Annotated in this window: 22 protein-coding genes; 11 read left to right on the forward strand and 11 right to left on the reverse strand. The window is 71.2% G+C overall.

What is annotated here, in order from left to right:
* Window positions 1-16: 16 nt before the first annotated feature.
* Window positions 17-931, reverse strand: a complete 915-nt coding sequence (locus tag ACSQ4M_RS05980) for a LysR family transcriptional regulator (RefSeq protein WP_436188680.1) — start codon at window positions 929-931, stop codon at window positions 17-19.
* A gap of 79 nt (window positions 932-1010) precedes the next feature.
* Between ACSQ4M_RS05980 and ACSQ4M_RS05985 the strand changes: the two genes are divergently transcribed.
* From ACSQ4M_RS05985 to ACSQ4M_RS06000, 4 genes are all read left to right on the forward strand, one after another.
* The gene (locus ACSQ4M_RS05985) at window positions 1011-1310 is read left to right on the forward strand and encodes a Dabb family protein (RefSeq protein WP_436188681.1); all 300 of its coding nucleotides are present in this window, start codon (window positions 1011-1013) and stop codon (window positions 1308-1310) included.
* A gap of 63 nt (window positions 1311-1373) precedes the next feature.
* A complete protein-coding gene (locus tag ACSQ4M_RS05990; RefSeq protein WP_436188682.1) occupies window positions 1374-2357 on the forward strand; it encodes a Bug family tripartite tricarboxylate transporter substrate binding protein in 984 nt (327 codons plus the stop codon).
* A gap of 31 nt (window positions 2358-2388) precedes the next feature.
* Complete coding sequence (locus tag ACSQ4M_RS05995; protein ID WP_436188683.1) at window positions 2389-2976, forward strand: NADPH-dependent FMN reductase; 588 nt, start codon at window positions 2389-2391, stop codon at window positions 2974-2976.
* A 61-nt stretch (window positions 2977-3037) separates the two neighbouring features.
* The gene (locus ACSQ4M_RS06000) at window positions 3038-3979 is read left to right on the forward strand and encodes an intradiol ring-cleavage dioxygenase (protein WP_436193970.1); all 942 of its coding nucleotides are present in this window, start codon (window positions 3038-3040) and stop codon (window positions 3977-3979) included.
* Window positions 3980-3998: 19 nt separating this feature from the next.
* Here the strand turns inward: ACSQ4M_RS06000 and ACSQ4M_RS06005 are convergent, their stop codons facing one another.
* Genes ACSQ4M_RS06005 through ACSQ4M_RS06015 form a run of 3 tightly spaced genes read right to left on the reverse strand, consistent with a single transcriptional unit; the run spans window position 3999 to window position 7506 of the window.
* Window positions 3999-4973 (reverse strand): Bug family tripartite tricarboxylate transporter substrate binding protein, encoded by a 975-nt coding sequence (locus ACSQ4M_RS06005; protein WP_436188684.1) that lies wholly within the window; start codon window positions 4971-4973, stop codon window positions 3999-4001.
* Window positions 4974-5001: 28 nt separating this feature from the next.
* Window positions 5002-6270, reverse strand: a complete 1269-nt coding sequence (locus ACSQ4M_RS06010; protein ID WP_436188685.1) for a DUF1254 domain-containing protein — start codon at window positions 6268-6270, stop codon at window positions 5002-5004.
* A gap of 21 nt (window positions 6271-6291) precedes the next feature.
* Window positions 6292-7506: a CaiB/BaiF CoA transferase family protein gene (locus ACSQ4M_RS06015; RefSeq protein WP_436188686.1), complete on the reverse strand. Its 1215-nt coding sequence runs from the start codon at window positions 7504-7506 to the stop codon at window positions 6292-6294.
* 77 nt (window positions 7507-7583) lie between these two features.
* Between ACSQ4M_RS06015 and ACSQ4M_RS06020 the strand changes: the two genes are divergently transcribed.
* Window positions 7584-8573: a LysR substrate-binding domain-containing protein gene (locus tag ACSQ4M_RS06020; RefSeq protein WP_436188687.1), complete on the forward strand. Its 990-nt coding sequence runs from the start codon at window positions 7584-7586 to the stop codon at window positions 8571-8573.
* Between the two features lie 211 nt (window positions 8574-8784).
* Here the strand turns inward: ACSQ4M_RS06020 and ACSQ4M_RS06025 are convergent, their stop codons facing one another.
* Genes ACSQ4M_RS06025 through ACSQ4M_RS06040 form a run of 4 tightly spaced genes read right to left on the reverse strand, consistent with a single transcriptional unit; the run spans window position 8785 to window position 13541 of the window.
* A complete protein-coding gene (locus tag ACSQ4M_RS06025; RefSeq protein ID WP_436188688.1) occupies window positions 8785-10287 on the reverse strand; it encodes an AMP-binding protein in 1503 nt (500 codons plus the stop codon).
* Window positions 10284-11729 carry an acylating sulfoacetaldehyde dehydrogenase gene (gene sauS / locus ACSQ4M_RS06030; protein WP_436193971.1) on the reverse strand — a complete coding sequence of 482 codons (1446 nt, stop codon included), beginning with the start codon at window positions 11727-11729 and terminating at the stop codon, window positions 10284-10286. The genes ACSQ4M_RS06025 and sauS overlap by 4 nt, the downstream gene beginning before the upstream one ends.
* Before the next feature lie 7 nt (window positions 11730-11736).
* A complete protein-coding gene (locus ACSQ4M_RS06035) occupies window positions 11737-12735 on the reverse strand; it encodes a tripartite tricarboxylate transporter substrate binding protein (RefSeq protein WP_436188689.1) in 999 nt (332 codons plus the stop codon).
* Entirely contained in the window at window positions 12696-13541 is an 846-nt protein-coding gene (locus tag ACSQ4M_RS06040) for an IclR family transcriptional regulator (protein WP_436188690.1), read from the reverse strand. The genes ACSQ4M_RS06035 and ACSQ4M_RS06040 overlap by 40 nt, the downstream gene beginning before the upstream one ends.
* A gap of 107 nt (window positions 13542-13648) precedes the next feature.
* On the opposite strand from ACSQ4M_RS06040, the gene radA reads away from it, so the two are divergent.
* Window positions 13649-15010 (forward strand): DNA repair protein RadA, encoded by a 1362-nt coding sequence (gene radA, locus ACSQ4M_RS06045; protein WP_436188691.1) that lies wholly within the window; start codon window positions 13649-13651, stop codon window positions 15008-15010.
* A 17-nt stretch (window positions 15011-15027) separates the two neighbouring features.
* On the opposite strand, the gene ACSQ4M_RS06050 is transcribed toward radA, so the two are convergent.
* Both ACSQ4M_RS06050 and ACSQ4M_RS06055 read right to left on the reverse strand, forming a co-directional pair.
* Complete coding sequence (locus ACSQ4M_RS06050) at window positions 15028-16146, reverse strand: FecR family protein (protein ID WP_436188692.1); 1119 nt, start codon at window positions 16144-16146, stop codon at window positions 15028-15030.
* Between the two features lie 82 nt (window positions 16147-16228).
* On the reverse strand, window positions 16229-16747 hold the full coding sequence (locus ACSQ4M_RS06055; RefSeq protein ID WP_436188693.1) for an RNA polymerase sigma factor: 519 nt from the start codon (window positions 16745-16747) through the stop codon (window positions 16229-16231).
* A 212-nt stretch (window positions 16748-16959) separates the two neighbouring features.
* Between ACSQ4M_RS06055 and ACSQ4M_RS06060 the strand changes: the two genes are divergently transcribed.
* Complete coding sequence (locus tag ACSQ4M_RS06060) at window positions 16960-19446, forward strand: TonB-dependent siderophore receptor (protein ID WP_436188694.1); 2487 nt, start codon at window positions 16960-16962, stop codon at window positions 19444-19446.
* A 65-nt stretch (window positions 19447-19511) separates the two neighbouring features.
* Here the strand turns inward: ACSQ4M_RS06060 and ACSQ4M_RS06065 are convergent, their stop codons facing one another.
* Window positions 19512-20201: a glutathione S-transferase family protein gene (locus ACSQ4M_RS06065; protein ID WP_436188695.1), complete on the reverse strand. Its 690-nt coding sequence runs from the start codon at window positions 20199-20201 to the stop codon at window positions 19512-19514.
* A gap of 47 nt (window positions 20202-20248) precedes the next feature.
* On the opposite strand from ACSQ4M_RS06065, the gene ACSQ4M_RS06070 reads away from it, so the two are divergent.
* From ACSQ4M_RS06070 to waaF, 4 genes are read left to right on the forward strand one after another with little or no spacing between them, the layout of a single operon-like run.
* Window positions 20249-20677, forward strand: coding sequence for a glycerate kinase (locus ACSQ4M_RS06070; RefSeq protein WP_436188696.1), 429 nt, complete (start codon window positions 20249-20251; stop codon window positions 20675-20677).
* Window positions 20678-20731: 54 nt separating this feature from the next.
* On the forward strand, window positions 20732-21676 hold the full coding sequence (locus tag ACSQ4M_RS06075; RefSeq protein ID WP_436188697.1) for a branched-chain amino acid transaminase: 945 nt from the start codon (window positions 20732-20734) through the stop codon (window positions 21674-21676).
* 5 nt (window positions 21677-21681) lie between these two features.
* Window positions 21682-21891 (forward strand): zinc-finger domain-containing protein, encoded by a 210-nt coding sequence (locus ACSQ4M_RS06080; RefSeq protein WP_436188698.1) that lies wholly within the window; start codon window positions 21682-21684, stop codon window positions 21889-21891.
* Entirely contained in the window at window positions 21866-22891 is a 1026-nt protein-coding gene (waaF, locus tag ACSQ4M_RS06085; protein WP_436188699.1) for a lipopolysaccharide heptosyltransferase II, read from the forward strand. Before ACSQ4M_RS06080 ends, waaF begins: the two co-directional genes overlap by 26 nt.
* Window positions 22892-22894 lie beyond the last annotated feature (3 nt).

Raw genomic sequence — 22894 nt, forward strand, 5'->3', positions numbered from 1 at the left:
GCCGACCGTCCGCGGCTCAGGCCGTCCAGAGCTTCTCGTAGCCCTGCTGTTCGAAGCGGTCGATCATGGCCTGCATGAACAGCCGCACCTTGGCGGGCAGGTGGCGCCGGCTCTGGAAGGCGAAGTTGATCGTCAGGCGTGGCAGGTCCCAGTCGTCCAGCACCGGCACCAGCCGGCCGGCGGCCAGATGCTCCTGCACGATGTACCTGGGCTGCACCAGGATGCCCATGCCCGACAGCGCGGCCTGCACCACGATCTGGCCGTCGTTGGCCTCCAGCAGCGGCTTGACCACCACCTCCTCCCGCGCCTCGCCCTGGCGAAAGTCCAGGCGGTGCGGGTCCACGGCGTGGGTGTAGATCAGCATGCGGTGCGCAGCCAGATCGCCGGGCGTGCGCGGCATGCCGTGCCGCTCCAGATAGGCGGGCGCCGCGGCCAGGATGCGCCGCGTGGCCGCCAGCCTGCGGATGGTGATGTTGGAGTCGGCCTCGAACTGCCGCGTGCGGATGGCCAGGTCGATGTTGTTGTCGATGATGTCGTAGTAGCGGTTGGCCGCCACGAGCTCGACCGAGACCGCCGGGTAGCGCTGCGTGAACTCCGGCAGCAGCGGCGCGATGTGCAGCAGGCAGAACGAGAGCGAGGCGGTCACGCGCAGCACGCCCGTGGGGTTGGCGGCCGACTCGGTGACGGCGTCCTCGGCCTCGCGCAGCTCGGACACGAGTGAACGGGTGCGCCGGTAGAACTCGGTGCCGGCATCGGTCAGCTGCAGGCGCCGCGTGGTGCGCTGCACCAGCCGCACGCCCAGGTGCTCTTCGAGCGCGAACAGGTGGCGGCTGGCCGCCGAGGTCGACATGCCCAGCGCCTCGGCCGCACGGGTCAGGCTCCCGGTCTCCGCGACCTGCACGAACAGGCCCACCGATGCAAAACGGTCCATGGTGATTTTCCCGGTCCGCGGGAAAGAATTTCCCAAAATTGGGCTTTTTTGCCGCGCGGCGCGAATCTACCATCTGCCCATGATCAAGCACATCGTCATGTGGGACGTTCGCGGCGACACCCCCGCCGCCAGGCGGGAGGCGGCCCTGTTCCTCAAGGGCCGCTTCGAGAGCCTGGTGGGCGCCATCCCCGGCATGGCGCATTTGGAGATCGGGCTGGACAGCAGCCGCGTCGACTACGCCTGCGACGTGGTGCTGTATTCGGAGTTCGAGTCGCAGCAGGCGCTGGACGCCTACGCCTCCCACCCCGCGCACCTGCGCGTGCGCCAGGAGCTGGAGGGCATGCGCATCGCGCGCCACCAGGTCGACTACGCCAGCTGATCCCGCCGCGCCGCTTTTCAGCCACCCGGTCGCCCGCCGGCCACCACAACACGAGAGACAAGCATGACCCCCACCACCCCGCCCACCCGCTGCTTCTTCCACGGCCCGGCCATCGCCCTGGCCCTGCTCGCGGCCGGCACCTGCGCGCTCGCTCAGGACCGCTACCCCAGCAAGCCCATCCGCGTGATCGTGCCGTTCCCGGCCGGCACGGCGCCCGACGTGATGGCGCGCTACTGGGGCGACCGCGTGTCCAAACAACTGCAGCAGCCCGTGGTGGTGGAGAACAAGGCGGGCGGCTCGACCATCGTCGGCGCGCAGGCCGTGGCCAACGCGCCCGCGGACGGCTACACGCTGCTCTACACCGCCAGCGGCACGGTCACCATCAATCCCTTCGTCTACAAGAAGCTGCCCTACCAGGCGCAGGACCTGGTGCCCATCACACGCATGCTGTCGATCCCGCTGGTGGTCTCGGTGTCCAGCCAGTCGCCCTACAAGACGGCGGCCGACCTGATCAAGGACGCCAAGGCCAAGCCGGGCAACGTGAGCTACGCCTCCTACGGCGTGGGCACGGTGCCGCACATGTCCATGGCCTACTTCGCCAACAGCGCGGGCCTCAAGCTCAACCACGTGCCCTACCGCGACGGCGGCGTGACCGACCTCATCGGCGGGCGGGTCGACACGGCCTTCTCGCCCATCGCCGACGTGTTGCAGCACATCCGCGCGGGCAGGATCCGGCCGCTCGCGGTGTCCAGCGCGCACCGGCTCGAATCGCTGCCGCAGGTGCCCACGGTGGCCGAGGCCTTCCCCGGCTTCGAGGGCGATTCCTGGCACGGCCTGTTCGCGCTCAAGGGCACGCCGCAGGCGGTGATCGATGCGCTGGGCAATGTGTCGCGGCAGATCGCCGCGTCCGACGACTACCGCCGCTTCCTGGCCGAGCAGGGCCTGGTGCCCGTCGGCGGTTCTGCGGCGGACTTCGTGCAGGTCATCGACGCAGAATCCAGGCGCTGGGCCAAGGTCGTCAAGGACAACGACATCACGCTCGAATGAACCCCTCTTTCCTTCAACTCGCCAACCACCCATGAAGAACATCGACGTCGTCGCCCTCTGCGGCAGCCTGCGCAGTGCCTCCCTCAACCGCCGTGCGATCCGGCTGGCCCAGGAGGTCATGCCCGCCCACATGGCCATCGAAGAACTGGACTGGCGCGCCGTGCCCATCCTCGATGCGGACGAACTGGCGCACGGCTATCCCGCGCCGGTGGCGGCGCTGCGCGCACGCATCCGTGCCGCCGACGCGGTGCTGATCGCCACGCCCGAATACAACTTCAGCATCCCCGGCGGGCTGAAGAACCTGATCGACTGGCTGAGCCGCGGCGAGGACCAGCCCTTCAACGGCAAGCCCGTCGCCATCCTGAGCGCCTCGCCGGGCCCGCTGGGCGGCGCGCGCGTGCAGTACGACTTGCGCAAGGTGCTGCTGTTCGTCAACGCCATGCCGCTGGTCAAGCCCGAGGTCTTCATCGGCGGGGCGGCCGCGAAGTTCGACGCCGAGACCGGCGCCTGCACGGACGCGACCACGCGCGACTTCGTCACCCAGCAGATGGCCGCCTTCGCGCGCTGGACCGAGGCCGTGCAGAGAATGCAGGGCGACACCCCCGCCGCGCGAAGCTGACAGCGCAGGCCGGCGGGGCGTGGTGCCACGCGACTTCAACGAACAGGAGACTCCCATGGCCATGCGCCAACCCGATACCGGCCCCGGCGGCCTGCCGTATTTCCAGGAGGACAGCTCGGCCGAGGTCGTCAACGCCCGCATGGGCGATGACATCTCGCCGCGCATGAAGGAGGTGATGGGCGCGCTGGTGCGGCACCTGCACGCGGCAGTCAAGGAGATCGAGCCCACGCACGAGGAATGGCTGGCCGCCATCCGCTTCCTGACCGAGACCGGCCAGATGTGCAACGCCTGGCGCCAGGAATACATCCTGCTGTCGGACGTGCTGGGCGTCTCCATGCTGGTGGACTCCATCAACAACCGGCGCCCCAGCGGCGCCACGCCCAACACCATCCTGGGCCCCTTCTTCGTGGATGGCGCGCCGCGCTACCCGCTGGGCGCCGACATCTGCCGCGACGGCAAAGGCGAGCCGACGGTGGTGCGCGGCCGGGTGGTGGACACCCAGGGCCAACCCGTGCCGGGCGCGATGCTGGATGTCTGGCAGACCAACGACGACGGCTTTTACGACGTGCAGCAGCAGGGCATCCAGCCCGAGGGCAACCTGCGCGGCGTGTTCGAGGCCGATGCCGACGGCCGCTACTGGTTCAAGTCGGTCAAGCCGCGCCACTACCCGATTCCCTCGGACGGGCCGGTGGGCCAGCTGCTCGGCCGGCTGGGCCGGCACCCGAACCGCGCGGCGCACCTGCACTTCATCGTCACGGCGCCCGGCCACCAGCCGGTCATCACGCACATCTTCACGCCCGACTGCCCCTACCTGGGCGAGGACGCGGTGTTCGGCGTCAAGCAGGAGCTGGTCGCCGATTTCCAGAAGGTGGACGACGCCGACGAGGCGCGGCGCTACGGCATGGCGGTGCCGTTCTGGCGCGTGGACTGGGACTTCGTGCTGGCGCCCGCGGCCGGCGTGGCCTCGCGCGAGGAGCTGATCGGCCGCATCACCGCGGGCTGAGCCTGCCCGTGGTGGGCCACTACTCGGCCGTGATGTTCGCCGCCTGGATGATCTGCGCCCACTTCTGCGTTTCCGCGGTGATGAAGGCGCTGAACGCCACGGCCGTGCCGCCGCGCAGCTGCAGGCCGGCGGCTTCGGCCTTGCGGCGCACCTCGGGGTCGGCGATGGCGGCGTTGATCGCGCCGTTCAGCCGCTCCACGACGTCGGCCGGCGTGCCGGCCGGCGCCATCATCCCGTACCAGCCGTAGCCGACCACCGAGGCCAGGCCCTGCTCGCGCAGCGTGGGTGCGTCCGGGTAGAGCGGCGAGCGCTCCTCGTTGGCCACGCCCAGCACGCGCAGCTTGCCGGCCTGCACATGCGGAATGGCGGTGGAGATGGCCGTGAGCGTGGCGTCGATGCGTCCGGCCAGCAGCTCGGTGTAGGCCGGCGCGTCGCCGCGGTACTGCACGACGATGCCCTTGGCGCCGGCGGCGCGCAGCAGCAGTTCGGCCGTCAGGTGCGGCGCCGAGCCGGCGCCCGGCGAGCCGAAGGTGGCCCCCTTGGGATTGGCCTTGATGTGGGCGATGAACTCCTGCACGGTCTTGTAGGGCGCGGCGGCGTTGACGACCAGGAACAGCGGCGCGATGGCCGTGCTGGCGATCGGCGCGAAGCTCTTGTGCACGTTGTAGGGCAGGTCCTTGTACAAGGCCTCGCCGATGGCGATTGGCGCCGCCGCATGCAGCAGCGTGTAGCCGTCGGGCGCGGCCTTGGCCACGAAGTCGTTGGCGATGCGCGTGCCGGCGCCGGCCTTGTTCTCCACCACGATGGCCTGGCCCAGCCGGCGCGAGAGGTCGTCGCCCAGCACGCGCGTGAGGATGTCGTTGGAGCCGCCGGCGCCGTAGGGCGCGATCAGGCGGATCGGCCGGGTGGGCCAGCCCTGCGCGCTGGCGGGTGCGGCCCAGGGCAGGGCCAGTGCGGCGCTGCCGGCCAGGAAGTGGCGTCTGTTGAAGGTCATCGTTGTCTCCATCTCGTTGTGGGTGGCCTCAGACGGGCCGGATCGGGGGGTAGGCGAAGCGCTGCTCCAGGTGCTCGGCATGGGGCTGGTACAGCCGTAGCACGACGTAGAACGGCTCGTCGCGCGGCGCGGGCAGCCAGTTGGCGTCCGGCCCCGGGTCGTCGGCCTGCAGGCGGATGGTGAGGCTGCCGTCCGCCGCATGGCGCAGGCCGGGCGTGCGGTCGCCGATGGAGTAGCGCGCGATCGGGTTGGCGACAAACAGGCAGTCGCTGCGCCGGTACATGGTCAGCGACCAGAAGGCGCCCACGCGCGGCCCCGCGCCGGGCGCGAAGCTCAGCGCGTAGCGGCGCGCGCCGTGCAGTGGCGCGCCGTCCACATCGACCTCGGCCGTGGGGTACATCGCCTCGTCCATGCCGAGCGCGCCGATGAAATTGCGCGCGATGCGGGCGCGGCTGTGCAGGTCGTCGCCCCAGTGCGTGCGCACCAGGACCGGGATGGCCCAGCCGCCGCCCAGCGCATGCGGCTGCTGGTCGGCGCGCAGGCCCGCGTAGACGGCCGGCAATGCGCTGGCCAGCGCCTCGGGTGCGGCGGGCGGCCACAGCAGCCGCTCGCCGGGTGGCGGCGGGTTGCGCTGCAGCGCCGCGTCGACGGTGGCGCGGTAGAGCCGGGGATCGGGCACACCGGTGTCGGCGGCATCGAGTGCCGTGTCCACGCGCACCGCGGCATCGCTGCCGTCCAGCCGCTCCATGCGCAGCTGGGCCTGCAGGGCGCGCACCTGCGCGGCATCGGGGCCGTCGTCGTCGACCAGGATGCGGCCGATCAGCCAGATGTCGTCGCCCGGCGCGGCGATCACCTGCGTGATGCCGGCCGGCACCGTGCCTTGCCACGACGGGCCGTGCACCAGCGTGCGCTGGGCGCGGTTGCCTGTGGATCGGCGGCCGACGTAGGCGAAGGGGTTGGTCCAGGCGTCGAGCAGGCCCAGCGTCCAGTAGCGCTCGCCCATGTCGGGCGAGTCGATCACCACCGGGCCGGCGGACAGGTCGAGCCAGGCGTTGCTGTAGACGGTGTCGTTGTTGGGGCTGACGACCTCGCGGTCGTCCGGGCCGAGCCGGCGGTGGGTGTGGGTGAACTGGTTGACCCAGCGCATGGCCGAGGCGCGGCCTTCGCCGGCGAAGCCGTGCAGGGAGTGGCGCCGCGCGGTGGTGGCGGCCCGCATGCGCATCATCTCGAACAGGGGCAGGGTCTGGATGACGGAGGCGTCGGCGCCGTCGCTGGCGTGGGGCAGGGAGGTGGTCATGGTGGGGCGTTCGGTTGGGGTTCAGCCGACGGCGCCGGCGCGCCGCAGCACGGCGATGTCGGCCGCGCCGTAGCCGCAGGCGGCCAGCACGGCGTCGGTGTCGGCACCGCAGGCGGGCGCGGCCGGCGGCGCGGCGCGCGGCGCGTCGCCCAGGCGGTAGGGCAGGGCCAGCGCGCGGTAGTGGCTGCCGTCGGCGGCCACGGCGTCCACCAGCATGCCGCTGGCGTGCAGGTCGGGGCTGTCCAGCACCTGGCGGTAGCTGCGCACGGCACCGGCCACGATCTGGTGGCGGCCGAGCAGGGCCACGCACTCCTCGCTGCTGAGGTCCGACAGGCATTCGCGCAGCACGGCGCGCAGCGCCTCGCGGTTCTGCACGCGCAGCGCGTTGGTGCGAAAGCGCGCGTCGGTGGCCAGCGCCTCGCGCCCCATGGCATGGCAGAAGCGCACCCAGTGCGCATCGGCATAGGCCGACAGCACGATGTGGCCGTCGCGCGTGGGCACCACCTCGGCGGCCGGCGCGTTGTTCGGCTGGCCGGCGCCGATGCGCGTGGGCTCCGGCGCGCCGCCCAGGTAGTCGCACCAAGTGGTGGCCTGCAGGTGCAGCGCCACCTCCAGCAGCGAGGTGTGCAGCGTCTCGCCCACGCCCGTCTTCTCGCGGCCGTAGAGCGCCGCCAGCACGGCCTGGACACCCAGGTGGGCGGCCGCGGCATCGATGATGGGCACGCCCACCTTCTGCGGCAGGCCGTCGGGCTCGCCGGTGACCGCCATCAGCCCGCTCTCGGCCTGCGCGGCCACGTCGTAGCCGGGCCGCTCGCGCGAAGGCCCGTGCTCGCCGAAGCCGGTGATCGACAGGTAGACCACGCGCGGGTGGCGGCTGCGCACCGCCTGCGCGCCCAGGCCCAGCGCCTCGGCGGCGCCAGGGCGCAGGTTCTGGATGACCACGTCGCTGTCGGCGATCAGCCGCCATGCCACTTCGCGGCCGGCTTCGCTCTTGAGGTCCAGCGCGATCGACTGCTTGCCGCGGCTGTAGCTGCGCAGCATGGACTCGCCGTAGCGGCCGATGTGGCGGGCCTGGTCGCCCGTGAGTGGCTCGATCTTGACCACGCTGGCGCCGAGTTCGCCGAGCACCATGGCGGCGCCGGGGCCGGCGATGTACTGGCCCATGTCGAGCACGCGCACGCCCTGGAGCGGGGTGGCGGGGCGGGCTGTCTCCGGCGGGTTGTCGTTCTGCTTCATGGCCAGCGACGTTATCCTCGCCGGCGATTCTTGAAAATTCGCAAATCGTGAGGCTTCGATCACGGATCATGATCACCATGGACGCCAAGACCGACCACCTCGTGCGCAAGCTGCGGCTGCGCCACCTCGAACTGCTGGTGGCGCTGGCCGACGTGTCCACCATGCGCGGCGCGGCGGCCCGGCTGCACCTGAGCCAGCCGGCCATCAGCAAGATGCTGGGCGAGGTCGAGGAGTGCTTCGGCGCGCGCCTGTTCGAGCGCGGCCACCAGGGCATTCACGCCAACGCGCTGGGCCACGGGGCCATCTACCGTGCGCGCGCCGTGCTGCACGAGCTGGCCCGGGCCACGGAGGACGTGGACGCCATGCGCGGCGGCGCCACCGCCGTGCTGCGGGTGGGCGCGCCGTCCGTCACCGCCACGGTGCCGGCCGCCATCGCCCGGCTGCGCGAGCGCCTGCCGGGCACCGCGGTGCACGTGCGCGAGGGGCGCGTGCAGGAGCTGTTCCAGCGCCTGCTGGACGGCGAGCTGGACTGCGTGTTCGGCGCGATCACGCCGCAGCTGCAGTCCGGCGACCTGCTGCCGCGCGTGCGGCCCGAGGTGGTGCTGGACGATGCGCTGTGCGTGCTGGCGGCGCAGGCCAACGGCCTGTGCGCGCGGCGCCGCCTGCGCTGGGCCGAATTGCGCGGTGCGGCCTGGGTGGTGCCGCCGCGCGAGACACTGGTGCGCCAGGCCTTCATGACGGCCTTCCTCAACGACGGCGTGACGCCGCCCGAGCCGGTGGTGGAGGCGATGTCCTCGGTCACCGTGGGCGCCGTGCTGCGGCTGGACGCCACCTTGCTGTGCGCCGTGCGGCGCGAGCAGGCCGTCGACGAGATCGCACGTGGCGGCGTGCGGCAGCTGGCGGTGGAGCCGGCCATCGCCCTGCCGTCGTTCGGCCTGTTCACGCGCAGCGAGCGGGTGGAGCAGCCGGCCGTGCTCCAGGCCTTCGTGCAGGCCGTGCGCGAGGTCGGTGCGCGCGCGGCGCGTGGCGCGCAGATGGCGCCGCGGCGCGCGCGTCAGAAGCTGTGAATGAACCGATCGCGTCCACGACGGGGTGCGCCGGGCCACAGGCGTAGGCGCAGTCCGCCGCCCGGGCTCGTGCCCGGGCAAGGACTGCAACGCCCGCATGTGGCTTGGCGCGCCCCGGCCCGAAGGGCGAGGCCCTGGGAGCAGCGGTCGCAACGTGAGAAGTTCGTCATTGGGGGCCTCGCGTGGGCGTGAGCGGTTCGTTCACAGCTTCTCAGTCGAGCAGCTTGAGCCGCTGCACCTTGCCCGAGGGCCCGCGCGGCAGCCCGGCCACGAAGCGGAACTGCGCCGGCGTCTTGTAGCGGCCCAGCTTGTCCAGGCAGAACGCGCGCAGCGCCGTCTCGTCGCAGGCCATGCCGTCGCGCAGCACCACGCAGGCCAGGATCTCCTGGCCGTAGTGCCTGTCGGGCACGCCCACGGCCGCGGCCTCCAGCACGGCCGGGTGCTGCAGCAGGGCCTCGTCGATCTCGCGCGGCGCGATGTTCTCGCCTCCCTTGATGATGAGTTCCTTGATGCGGCCGGTGACGAAGAAGAAGCCGTCGGCGTCGCGGTGCCCCAGGTCGCCCGTGCGCAGCCAGCCGTCCGGCGTGAAGGCCGCGGCCGTGGCCTCGGGGTTCTTGTAGTAGCCGCGCATCACGTTGGGCCCGCGGATCGCGATCTCGCCACTGCTGCCGTCGGGCAGCGGGTGCAGGTCCGCGTCGATCACGCGCGCCGCGCAGCCGCTGGCGCGGCCCACCGCGCCGAGCTTGCGCAACGCCGGGTCCAGCGGGTTGGAGAACGCGGGTGCCACGGTCTCGGTGAGCCCCATGGTCTCGATCACGCCGATGCCGAACTTCTGCTCGAAGCCGCGCAGGTGCTCGGGTGGCAGCGCCGCCGAGGCCGAGCGGCAAAAGCGGATGGCCGCCGTGGCCGCGCGCGGTGGGGTCTCGCCCTCCAGCAGGAACGAGATGATGGTGGGCACCACGTTGATCCAGGTGCAGGCATGCTGCAAGGCCAGCGGCCAGAAGGTGCTGGCCGAGAACCTGGGGCAGATGACCACGCTGCCGCCGTGCGCCAGCGGTGCCAGCATGGTGACCGCGAAGGCGTTGATGTGGTAGAGCGGCAGCACGCCCAGCACCCGGTCCAGCGTGCCCAGCGCGTGCTCGGTTCCGATGGCCTGGGCGTTCGCCGCCAGGTTGGCCTGGGTCAGCATTACGCCCTTGGGCCGGCCCGTGGTGCCGGAGGTGTACATCAGCAGGGCCGTGGCGTCGGCGGCCGGCGCGGAGACCTCGACCTCGCCCGGTGCGTCCGCGATGCGGTCCGACGCCGGATCGACCACGCGCAACATGATCGGTCTGGCGATGCCGGCCAGCAGTGCGCGCACGCGCTCCTCCCAATCGGGCGAGACGAACACCAGCCGGCAGTCGGAGTGCTCCAGCACGTACTGCATCTGGTCCGGCTGCGACAGCAGGTTGACCGGGTTGACGCAACGTCCGCCGTAAATGCTCCCGAGCAGCAGCAGCAGCGTCTGCAGCCCGTTGGGCATCACGAACGACACCGTTTCGCCGGGCGCTACACCGGCCTGCGCCAGCAGCGCGGCGACTTCACGGCAGCGCGTGCGCAGCGTGGCGAAGCCGACCTGCCGGCCGTCTTCGCTGCCCAGCGCGTACACCGCCGCAGGACGCGCCGCGGCCTGCGCCTCGACCAGCGCGTGCACCGTGCCGGGCGCGCCCATCATGCCGCCCCGTACTTGTCGAAGAAGCTGCCGAAGATCTCGCGCTCGGTCGGCACACGCTCGGGGATGGGCCGCGACACGCGCGTGATGTTGAGGTAATGGCGGTAGTTCATGTTGTCCGAGAAGTTGTTGCCACCCCAGGTGCCGCAGCCCATGGACAGCGAGAACGGCAGGCCGTTGTCGAAGCTGCCGCCAGTGGCGATGCAGTGCGGCTGGTTCAGGATCACGCGCGCAACCGGCAGCTGCTGGCCCAGCACCAGCGCGCGCTCGGGCCGCGTGGTGTGCAGGCCCACCGAGTGGCCCGCACCCTGGTAGGCGTAGAGCTGGCGCACGGTGTCGGCCGCCTGCGCGAAGTCGGCCACGCGGTACAGCGCGAGCACCGGGCTGAGCTTCTCGCCGGAGTAGGGGTGGGCGTCGCCGAAGCCGTCCTCCTCCACGACCAGCATGCGCGGCCGGCCCGCGGCGATGGCCTGCCATGCGCTGCGGCCCGCGCCCTCGCGCGCGGCCATCTTCTCGGCGATGCGCGCGGCCGACTGGCCGATGGCGGCGGCCGACAGCTTGCCCTCGGGCCACATGAACTGCTGCAGCTCGGCCTTGCGCGCCGCATCGAGCAGCACGGCGCCGCGCGCCTGCAGCGCCTCCAGCAGCGGCGCGGCAGCGCCGGCCACGGCCACCAGGCTGTTCTCGGACGAGCAGCTGGTGGCGTTGTCGAAGGTCTTGGACAGCACGATGCGCTCGGCGGCCAGCGCCGCATCGGCGCTCTCGTCGACGATGCTGGCCACGTTGCCTGCACCCACGCCGAAGGCCGGCGTGCCGCAGGTGTAGGCGGCGCGCACATTGGCCTGCGAGCCCGTGGCCACGACCAGGTCGCACTGGCGCATGAGTTCGTTGGTGGAGGCCTTGTCGATCGGCGCCGGCAGGCACTGCACGAGGTCGCGCGGCGCGCCGATGCGGTCGAGCTGCGCGTGGATGTATTCGATGAGCCGCGCACAGGTGCTCCAGCCCTTGGGCGAGGGCGCCACGATCACCGCGTTGCGGCCCTTGAGCGCGTTGATGATCTTGTTGGCCGGCGTGGCCCCGGGGTTGGTCGAGGGCGTCACGGCGCAGACCACGCCCACGGGTCGCGCGATCTCGGTGATGCCCTTGTCGGCGTCCTCGTGGATCACCCCCACCGAGCGCGCGCCCTGCAGGTCGCGCAGCAGGCCCAGCGTCTTGCGGTGGTTCTTGCGGATCTTGTCGTCCACGTTGCCGATGCCGGTGTCGGCCACCGCCAGCTCGGCCAGCGCACGGTTGCGCGCCGGCTCCATGATGGCCCAGCCGGCCGCGGCCACGAGCTCGTCCACGCGCTGCTGGTCGTAACCCTCGGCGACCTGCTGCGCCGCGCGTGCGCGGGCCACGAGCGCGGCGACCGTGCGTGCCGCGGGGGAAGTCTTTTCCTCGATCATCTGCATGTCACTCCACCTTGATGTTGGCGTCGCGGGCCAGGCGGGCCCACTTCGCGAGTTCGCTGTCCACGGTCTGCGCCAGGGCCTGCGGCGCACCGCCCACGCCCTCGCTGCCCTGTTCGAGCAGCTTGGTGCGGATGTCGGGCTCCTGCAGCAGTTCGTTGAGCGTGCGGTTCAGCCGGTCGACCACGGGGCGCGGCGTGTGCGCCGGCACGAACATGGCGTACCAGGAATCGACCTCGAAGTCCGCCACGCCGGCCTCCTGCATGGTCGGCACGTTGGGAAAGGCTGCGCTGCGCTTGAGGGTGGACACGGCCAGCGCCTTGAGCTTGCCGGCCTTCACATGCGCCGCCGCCGCTGGGATGGACACCCACAGCAGCGGCACCTGGCCGCCCAGCACGTCGGTCACGGCCGGGCCGCCGCCGCGGTAGGGGATGTGCGTCATCTGGATGCCCGTGCGCAGCTTCATGAGCTCACCCGCCAGGTGGCCCGGCGAGCCGTTGCCCACGGTGGCGTAAGAGAGCGTGCCGGGCCTGGCCTTGGCCAGCGCCAGCAGCTCGGCCACCGTGCTGGCGCCGAACTGCGGATGGGCCACCAGGATCTGCGGCAGCGAGGCGACCGTGCCGACGGGGTCGAAGTCGCGCGCGGTGTCGAATGGGATCTTGGCGTAGATGGCCGGGTTGATGGTGTGCGAGGACAGCGTGAACAGCACCGTGTAGCCATCGGCCGGCGCCTTGGCCACGAGTTCGGTGCCGACCAGCCCGGCCGCGCCGCCGCGGTTGTCGATCACCACAGGCTGGCCCAGCAGGGCCTGGAAGCGAGGCTGCACGATGCGCGCGATCACGTCGGTGCCGCCGCCCGGCGGGTAGGGCACGAGGAACTTGACGGGCTTGTCCGGGTAGCCGTTCGGCCCCTGGGCACGGGCGGCCCAGGGCAGCAGCGCCGCGGCGGTGCCGGTGGCCAGGCTCAGGCAGCAGGCCCTTCGGCCGTGTTGGATGGTTTCCATGCTGTTTGTCTCCGGTGTGTCTCTGACGGACGTGGGAATGGCGGCGTGCCTGCCGCCTGCGGGCAACCCAGCATGTGGCTCGCTTCGCGGGCACATGCCAGGAGCATCTCGGACAGGGCGCGCGACTGCGCGCGCGCGAAACGGATCGAGGGCACGCTCATGCCGACCGCCACCACGGCCTGGCCGCGCGCGTCGAACACCGGCGCGCCCAGGCCGCACACGCCGGTGCGCCATTCCTCGCGGTTCTCTGCGAAGCCACGTGCGCGCACGCGGTTCAGCTCGGCCTGCAGCGCGGCGTGGTCGGTGATGGACCTGGGGGTGTGCGCCACGAGCGGCCCCAGCAGCGCGCGCAGGCCCTCGGCATCGGGCTGCTGCGTGGCCAGCAGGGCCTTGCCCGAGGCCACGCAGTAGGCCGGCGCGCGGCCGCCGATGCGCGAATAGGCGGCCACGGGCAGCGGGCTGTCGAATTTGTCCAGGTACAGGATCTCGGCGCCGTCCAGCGCCGCCAGGTGGATGGTCTCGCCCGTCGCCTGGGCCAGCCGGGCCAGCAGCGGGCGCAGCAGGCCCGGGATGTCGGCCGCCGCGCCGGCCTGGGCGCCGAGCTCGAACAGCTTCATGCTGGCGCGGTAGCCGCTGGTGGCTGTGTCTTGCGTGGCCCAGCCGCATTCGACCAGGGTCTGCAGCGTGCGGTGCGCGTTGCTGCGCGGCACGCCGAAGGCTTGGGCGACCTCGGTGACGCGGCATTCGCGCCCGGCACGTGCGAGCCATTCGAGCACGGCCAGGCCCTTGGCAAGCGTGGAATCCATGGTGTTCTAAATAATGGAACAGTGTTTGAAAAGTTGGAACAATGTAGATCTGCCGGCCAGGCACGTCAAGCCGCAGGGGCGCCGGGGCCGCTGGCTATAGTCGGCCGATGGCCAAAGAGAAGTCGATCTACACCTGCAGCGAATGCGGCGGCACCAGCCCCAAGTGGCTGGGCAAGTGCCCGCACTGCGAAGCCTGGAACACGCTGGTGGAGACCGTGGCGCAGCCGGCCGCCAGCGGCAGGAACCGTTTCGCCGCGCTGGCGCCCGCGGCCGAGCTGCAGGTGCTGGCCGACATCGAGGCCAGCGAGGTCGCGCGCACACCCACCGGCCAGGAGGAACTGGACCGCGTGCTGGGCGGCGGCATCGTCGACGGCGGCGTGGTGCTGATCGGCGGCGATCCGGGCATCGGCAAGTCCACGCTGCTGCTGCAGGCGCTGGACGCACTGCAGCGCAGCGGCATGCCCACGCTGTACGTGACGGGCGAGGAGAGCGGGGCCCAGGTGGCGCTGCGCTCGCGCCGGCTCGGGCTGGACCACAGCCAGGTGCCGGTGCTGGCCGAGACGCAGCTGGAGAAGATCCTCGCCACGCTGGACGCGCGCAAGCCCGGCATCGCCGTGATCGACTCGATCCAGACCGTCTACAGCGAGCAATTGACCTCGGCACCGGGATCGGTGGCCCAGGTGCGCGAATGCGCGGCCCACCTCACGCGCGCGGCCAAGTCCTCCGGCACGGCCATCGTGCTGGTCGGCCACGTGACCAAGGAGGGCGCCTTGGCCGGCCCGCGCGTGCTCGAGCACATGGTCGACACGGTGCTGTACTTCGAGGGCGACACGCACAGCAGCTTCCGCCTCGTGCGCGCGATCAAGAACCGCTTCGGCGCGGTCAACGAGATCGGCGTGTTCGCGATGACCGAGCGCGGCCTGAAGGGAGTCAGCAACCCGAGCGCGATCTTCCTGTCGCAGCACAGCGAGCCCGTGCCCGGCAGCTGCGTGCTGGTCACGCTGGAGGGCACGCGGCCGATGTTGGTGGAGATCCAGGCGCTGGTGGACGACGGCGGCCCCAGTCCGCGGCGCCTGTCGGTCGGCCTGGACCGCGACCGCCTGGCCATGTTGCTGGCGGTGCTGCACCGCCATGCGGGCGTGGCCTGCCTGGACCAGGACGTGTTCGTCAACGCCGTGGGCGGCGTGCGCATCGCCGAGCCGGCGGCCGACCTCGCGGTGCTGCTGGCCATCACCAGCAGCCTGCGCGGCAAGCCGCTGCCCAAGGGCTTCGTGGCCTTCGGCGAGGTCGGCCTGGCGGGCGAGGTGCGGCCCGCGCCGCGCGGCCAGGAGCGGCTGCGCGAGGCGGCCAAGCTGGGCTTCTCGGTGGCGGTGGTGCCCAAGGCGAATGCGCCGAAGAAGCCCATCGAGGGGCTGACCATCCACGCGGTGGACCGGGTGGACGAGGCGGTGGCGGTGCTGCGGGGCTGAGCGGCGCTGGCAGCACGTTACCGGGCCACGATCTCCGTGGCGCCATCGTGCTCCCGCAGCCGCACCGGCAGCACATGCGGCAGGCTTTGCACGAAGCCGGCGATGTTGCGCAGATCGACGCCGGCTGTCACCGGCAAGGCTCCGATGGCCGGACTGGCCACGCGTACCGTCTGCTTGCCGTAGCGGCCCAGTTCGGCCAGCACGCTGGACAGGGCGACGTTGTCGAAGTTCAGCCGCTGGTCCAGCCAGGGCGCCATGGACGCCGTGGCCATGCGCTCGACAGTGCCGAGCCGGCCTTGCGCATCGGCGCTGACCACCTGGCCGGGCAGCAGGTCGACCCGGGTTGGTGCGCTGTGTTCGCCTTGCGCGATGGCCACGCGCACACGGCCTTCCATGACCGCAACCTGCACCGCCCGGCTTCCCATGGACGGCGTATAGCGCACCAGGAACCGCGTGCCCAGCACCGTGACGCGGGTAGCGCCGGCCAGAACGTCGAAGGGCCGGTCCTGGTCGGCCTTCACCTGGAAGACGACCTGACCTTCAGACAGCAGCACCTCGCGGCGCTGGCGGTAGAACGTGACATCGGCCTGCGTGGCGGTGTCCATCTGCAGGTGGCTGCCGTCCGGCAGGGGGGCCTGCAGCTGCTGGCCGCGCTGCGTGGCGAACTGCTGGCTGAACACCGGCTGGCGTTGCCGCTGGTCCCGGCCGAACCAGCCGCCGCCCAGCATGGCCAGTGCGACGAGCGCAGCCAGGGCCAGCGGAAACAGGCGGCGGCTGTGCCGTGGTGCAGGATCGGCCGCGGGCAGGGGAGGCGTCCTGGCACCGGTGGCAGACGAGGCCTGGGCATTGTCGATGGCCACCGTGGCGCGCAGGCGGGCCGTGCCGACCGCTGGAATCTCGTCGACGGCATCCAGCACGCCCGCCATGTCCTCGAATGCGGCCCGGTGCGCGGGTGCCGCCTGCAGCCAGGCCTGCAGTTCGGCGCGCGCGGCCGGCGCCAGGCCGTCGCTGGCACGCACCGACCAGCGCAGCGCTTCGAGCTCGATCGCGGAGAGTTCGTCGAGCAGCGCTTCAGGATGCGCGTCCGGCCCGCTCGGGGGCGGGCCGTCGCTCGGTGTGGGAGGGCGCGGGTGCATGGGCGGGTGGATGTCGGCTCTTCTCGGATGATGACGCATCAGGTCGGCGCAACCCCATGTGGGCTGTTGCAACGCAGGCCTGTCACTGGGCGTCGTGCGCGGCCGCGTGCAGCGCCTTGCGGACCGGCGCGTCGCCCAGCGCCTTGCGGCAGGCCGCCACGGCCAGCATGATGTGGCGCTCCACCATGTTCAGCGAGATCTCCATCTGCGCGGCCACCTCGGCATGCGACAGGCCATCGATCTTGTGCAGGATGAAGGCCCGGCGGCAGCGCGGCGGCAGCGATTCGATGGCCGCGATCAGCACCTGCAGGCGCTGGCGGCCGGCGTAGACCGTGTCGGGTTCGCCTGCGCTGGGGCCGGGGTGGTCCAGCAGCACCGCGTCGCTGTCGTGCTGGCGGACCTGCAGGCGCCGGTGCCGGTCGACCAGCAGGTTGCGCGCCACCTCGTACAGCAGGGCGCGCAAGTCGTCGACCCGGTGGCCGGCGCGCTGGTGCTGGAGCACGCGCTCGAAGGCCTGCTGGGCCAGGTCCTGGGCCTCGTGCGGGTCGCGGACGGCACGCACCAGAAAAGCCAGCAATTCATCGTAGTAACGCACCTGCACGAACGCACTCCCGCCATGGACGACTCGAAACCCGTCGACTGGCTGAGATGTGGCGGTGGCTGGATCCTGGACGCTGCGCAGACGGGACGGCGGCGATTGTAGGGAGCGATTTTTTTGCCCGCGCACATCAGGGTGGCGCGGTGTGGTCCGTCTTCTCTGCAGGGGCGCCGTCGGGATGCCCGTCTCACTTTCGCAACAAGGAATCCATGGCGATGCCTCTTTCCCCGTTCACGCTGGCGCCGTTGGCCCTGGCGACCCTGCTGGCGCTGGGCGCCCCACTGGCGGCGCAAGCCCAGCCCGTCACCACGGCCGTGGAGGTCAGCCTGCCCGCGCAGCCGTTGTCGCAGTCGCTGCTGGAATTGGCGCGGCAGACCGGCACCACGCTGGTGGCACCGCCCGCACTGCTGACCGGGCGCGCGGCACCCGCGCTGGCGGGCCGGCTCACGGCCGCGCAGGCGCTGGAGCGGCTGCTGCAGGGCAGTGGACTGGAAGGCCGCGTGGAAGGTGCGGTGCTGACGGTGCGCAAGGCCGCCGGGGACGCCGCGGCCGCCGGCTACACGCTGCGTGAGGTCCGCGTGAGCGGCCGGCGCGACGGCGAGACCGAAGGCACGGGCTCGTACACCACAGGCGCCACCACCATCGGCAAGACCGCACAGGCGCTGCGCGAGCTGCCGCAGTCGGTCTCGGTGCTCACGCGCCAGCGGCTGGACGACCAGAACCTCAGCAGCCTGGGCCAGGCGGCCGAGCAGGCGACCGGCATCACCGTGCGCGACGGCGATGACCGGCTGGTGGAAATCCATTCGCGCGGCTTTCTGGTCGAGAGCGTGCAGCTCGACGGCGGCGCGCCCGTGTCCACCTCGTCCAGCCATTACGGCTACGCCTCTTACGACCTGGCCGAGTACGACCGCGTGGAATTGCTGCGCGGTGTGGCCGGCCTGCTCAATGGCACGGGTAACCCGGGCGGCGCCGTCAACCTGGTGCGCAAGATGCCGACCGCCAAGCCGCAGTTCAACTTCGCGGTGTCGGCGGGTCGCTGGAACAGCTACCGCAGCGAGCTGGATGCCTCCGGCCCGCTGGCATTCGACGGCAAGCTGCGCGGCCGGGCGGTCGTGGCCCTGGACAAGCGCCACCACTTCGTCGACCACAACAGCAGCTGGAGCCCCCTGTTCTACGGGGTGCTGGAAGCCGACATCGGCCCCGACGCGGTGCTGACCCTGGGTGCGCGCGAGCAGCGCGTGAACGCCCATGGCACCTCGACCTCGGTGCCGCGCTACAGCAGCGGTGCCGATGTCGGCCTGCCGCGCCACACCGGGCTGACCGCCGACTGGTCCTTCCGCAACATCGATTCGAAAGAGGTGTTCGCCAAGCTGGCCTGGCGCCTTGCCGACCGCTGGACCTGGCGCGTGAACGCCACCCGGACCGAACAGGAGGGCTACCAGAAGGGCGGCTTCGCCAACGGCGCGGTCGACATGACGACGCTGCGCAGCGCATGGCGCGGCACGGCGGTGGCGACCTCGGCCCGACAGACGCTGCTGGACACCAACCTGAGCGGCGCCTTCGACCTGTTCGGGCGCACCCACGAGGTGCTGCTGGGGGCGGACACGCAGGACATTTCGAGCCGCTGGCGCGGGACGGCCGCGCTCGGTGGCACGGGCAGTCCGCTGGATGTGTTCAACCCCGAACTTACGCCCTGGGCCGAACCGACGACGGGCCCCTGGACGCGCGACTACTCGCCCGTCGAGCAGCGACAGTACGGCGCCTACGGCACGCTGCGCCTGGAGGTGGCCGACGGCACCAAGCTCATCCTGGGCGCCCGCGTCAACCGCTTCCGCTACAACCAAGTCTACCGCACGCGGGCGGCCGGGGGCGACTGGGCCGTCAACAGCATCACGCAGTATTCCGAGCCGGCCAAGCTCACGCCCTTCGGCGGCATCGTGTACGACCTGGGCGACGAATGGACCGCCTACGCCAGCTATGCGGAGGTCTACCGGCCCCAAGCCAACATGAAGGCCGGTCCCGCGCCGGGCACCGGGCTGGATCCGATGCGCGGCAACAACGCCGAGCTGGGCGTGAAGGGCGAACTGCTGGACGGCAAGCTCAACGCGGCCTTTGCCATCTACCGCATCGTCCAGGACAAGCGCGCGGTGCTGGACCCGAACTTCCCGCAGGAGAGTTCGGCCTTCGCGGGCAGCTGCTGCTACCTGGCGCAGGGCGAGGTGGTGAGCCAGGGCTTCGACGCCGAGGTCAACGGCGAGCTGGCACGCGGCGTGCAGGTGGCGCTGGGCTACACCTACAACCACAACCGCAACAAGACCGAGAATGCGGCCTTCAGCACCATCACGCCCAAGCACCTCGTCAAGCTGTGGGGCACCTGGCAGCTGCCGGGCGCGGCTTCGGCCTGGAAGCTGGGCGCCGGCGCCACGCTGCAGAGCGCGCAGTACGTGACGGGCCAGGCGGCCAGCTACAACCCCACCACCGGCCTGTACAACGGCCCGAACACGGCCTACAGCTACACGCAGAGCGGCTACGCGGTGTGGAGTGCGATGGCCGAGTACCGCATCGACCAGAACCTCACGCTGACGCTGAACCTCAGCAACCTGTTCGACAGGACCTACTACCGCACCATGGGCGGCTCGTACGGCGGCAACTTCTACGGCGAACCGCGCAACGCCGTGCTCACGCTGCGGGGACGGTTCTGACGGCGGGCCGCTGACCGAGGCGTGCCGGGCGGCTCCATCCGCTGCCTGGCCTGCGCCATGGCGCGTCACAACGGCTCGGTGGCCACGAAGCGCGCGGGCATCGCGTCGGCGAACGGGAAGAAGCGGAACCAGGGCCTGGCCTCCTCCAGCACGCGCTGCACCGCAGGCCGCAGCAGCAGGCGCTCGAAGTAGGCGTGCAGCGCGCCCAACCCGTCCGGGATCGGCTCCAGGATCGACGCGTAGAACAGCGCGGGCAGCGCCGCGCAGTCCGCCAGGCTGAAGCCGTCGCTGGCCAGCCAGGTCCGGCCTGCCAGCTGCTGTTCGAACAGCGGGTAGGCGCGCTGCAGCGCGGTGCGCGCCTCGGCCACGCCATGCGGGTCGCGCACGGCGGCGTCGCGCAGACGGTCGCCGACGATCTTCTGCATGGGGTCCTGCAGGTGGTCGTCGCACACGCGGTCCCACAGGCGCACGTCGAGCCGCTCCCGGGCGTCGGTGGGCAGCAGGGCCGCGGCACCGGGATGCCGCTCGGCCAGGTACTCGATGAGGATGGTCGACTCGGGCAGCACCCGGCCCTGCGCCGCGTCGTGCAGCACCGGAAAGCGCGCCGGCGGCCACAGCGCCTGCAGCGCGGCGCGGTCGTCGGCCTTGCCCAGGTCCACCAGGCGCGGGGTGAAGGCGACGCCGCTGTCGTACAGCGCGATCAGCGCCTTCCAGCAGTACGAGGCGAGCGGATGGAAGTACAGGGTCGGTTCCATGGGGCATCCTTCGGGTGGCGCGCGGCATGCGGCGAGAATCGCGCCCCATGCAACTCAAGAAGATTCTCGTCCCCCTGGCCATTCTGGCGGTGTTGTTCTTCGCCTTCCGCAACTACGGCTGGCCCGGCATCGTGCTCGTCGGCGGCGCGCTGACGATGTGGGCGCTGCTGCACATCACCCGCATGATGCAGGTCATGAAGCGGGCGTCCGACCGGCCGATCGGCTTCGTCGGCAGCGCCGTCATGCTCAACGCCAAGCTCAAGCCCGGCCACACCCTGCTGCACGTGGTGGCCATGACGCGCGCGCTGGGTCAGCTGCGGAGCCCCAAGGACGAGCAGCCCGAGGTCTACCGCTGGACCGACGCCGGCGGCTCCTATGTCGATTGCACCTTCCAGGGCGGCAAGCTCCAGCAGTGGCAGATGACCCGGCCCGAGGCCGCGCCCGAGCCGGCCGAGGCGCCGCCGGCCGCGCCGTAAAATCCGCGGTTTTTCGCCCCACGGCAGCTTCCCCACAAAAAGGATTCGCGCACCATGAGTCTCATCCCCCCCGCGCCCTCCATGGCCGACCGCGACGGCAAGATCTGGATGGATGGCCAGATGGTCGACTGGCGCGACGCAAAGATCCACGTGCTGACCCACACGCTGCACTACGGCTGTGGCGCCTTCGAGGGCGTGCGCGCCTACAACACGGCGGGCGGCACGGCCATCTTCCGGCTGCAGGAGCACACGCAGCGCCTGTTCAACAGCGCCAAGATCCTGCGCATGCAGATCCCGTTCAGCCAGGAGCAGTTCAACCAGGCCCAACTCGACGTCGTGCGCGAGAACCAGCTCGAAAGCTGCTACCTGCGCCCGCTGGTCTGGATCGGTTCGCAGAAGCTGGGCGTGAGTCCCAAGGGCAACACCATCCACGCCATGGTCGCCGCCTGGGCCTGGGGCGCCTACCTGGGCGAAGAGGGCATGAAGCGCGGCATCCGCGTGAAGACCTCCAGCTACACGCGCCACCACGTCAACATCACGATGACGCAGGCCAAGGCCGTCAGCAACTACAGCAACTCGATCCTGGCCAACATGGAGGCCGTGGACGACGGCTACGACGAGGCCCTGCTGCTGGACGCTTCGGGCTTCGTCAGCGAAGGCGCGGGCGAGAACGTGTTCGTGGTCAAGGACGGCGTGGTCTACACGCCCGACCTGTCGGCCGGCGCACTGAACGGCATCACGCGCAACACCGTGCTGCACATCTGCAAGGACCTCGGCATCGAGCTCGTGCAAAAGCGCATCACGCGCGACGAGATCTACATCGCCGACGAAGCCTTCTTCACGGGCACGGCCGCCGAAGTCACGCCGATCCGCGAACTCGACCGCGTGGAACTCGGCAAGGGCTCGCGTGGCCCGATCACCGAGAAGATCCAGAGCGCGTTCTTCGACATCGTGAACGGCCGCAATCCCAAGTACGCCCACTGGCTCACCAAAGTCTGATCCCCATGAGCACCACCGCCACCATCGAACTGCTGGCCAAGGACCTGAACCCCCAGGGCGGCGTGTTCTGCCCCGCGCCCAAGGCCGGCATGCAGCTGTGGAACACCCACCCCAAGGTCTACCTGGACGTGGCCAAGACCGGCGAAGCCAAGTGCCCCTACTGCGGCACCGTCTACCAGCTCAAGGCCGGTGAGCACTTTGGAGCCGGGCACTAGCGCCCGTTCGCTCGTCATCGCGCCGCAGTGGATCGGCGATGCGGTGATGACGGAGCCGCTGATGCTGCGGCTCCACCAACGCGGCGAGCGGCTCAGCGTCGGCGCGCTGCCCTGGGTGGCGCCGGTCTACCGGGCCATGCCGCAGGTGGCCGAGGTCATCGAGTTTCCGTTCCAGCACGGCGGCCTGCAGTGGCAGGCGCGCCGCGCCATGGCGCGCCAGCTGCGTGGACGCTTCGACACCGCCTACGTGCTGCCGAACTCGGCCAAGAGCGCGCTGCTGCCATTCCTGGCCGGCATCCGGCGCCGCATCGGCTACCACGGCGAGATGCGCTACGGCCTGCTCACGCAGCGGCTGCCCAACCCGCCGCGCGACGAGCGTCCGCCCATGGTGGGCTTCTACTCGGCGCTCGCGGGCGAGCGCGGCACCGAAGCCGACCGGCCGCGGCTGCTGCTGCCACCGGCGCAGATCGACGCGGTGCTGCAGGCCCATGGCCTGGCGCGCCGCGGCTTCCACGTGTTCGCGCCGGGCGCGGAGTTCGGTTCGTCCAAGCGCTGGCCGCCTCAGCATTACGCCGAGCTGGCGGCCGGCCTGACGCTGCCCGTGCTGCTGCTGGGCTCGGGCAAGGAGCATGCGCTGTGCGAGCAGATCGCGCAGGCCGCACCGGGCCGCTGCACCAATCTCGCGGGCAAGACCGCGCTGCTCGATGCGTTCGGCCTGATCGCCGCGGCCCACAGCGTGGTCAGCAACGACTCCGGCCTGATGCACGTGGCAGCCGCCTTCGGCACGCCGCAGGTCGCGGTCTACGGCTCCACCAGCCCCGAGCACACGCCGCCGCTCAGCGATGCGGCCACCGTGCTCTGGCTCAAGCGCGACGCGGCCTACCAGCCGCCGCTGGACTGTGCCCCCTGCTTCCAGCGCGAGTGCCCGCTCGGCCACAACCGCTGCATGGTCGACATCCGGCCCGCGCGCGTGGCCGACGCGCTCGCTACCATCGCCTGAACT

The sequence above is a fragment of the Pseudorhodoferax sp. LjRoot39 genome, assembly GCF_964253035.1.
GTDB lineage: Bacteria > Pseudomonadota > Gammaproteobacteria > Burkholderiales > Burkholderiaceae_C > Pseudorhodoferax.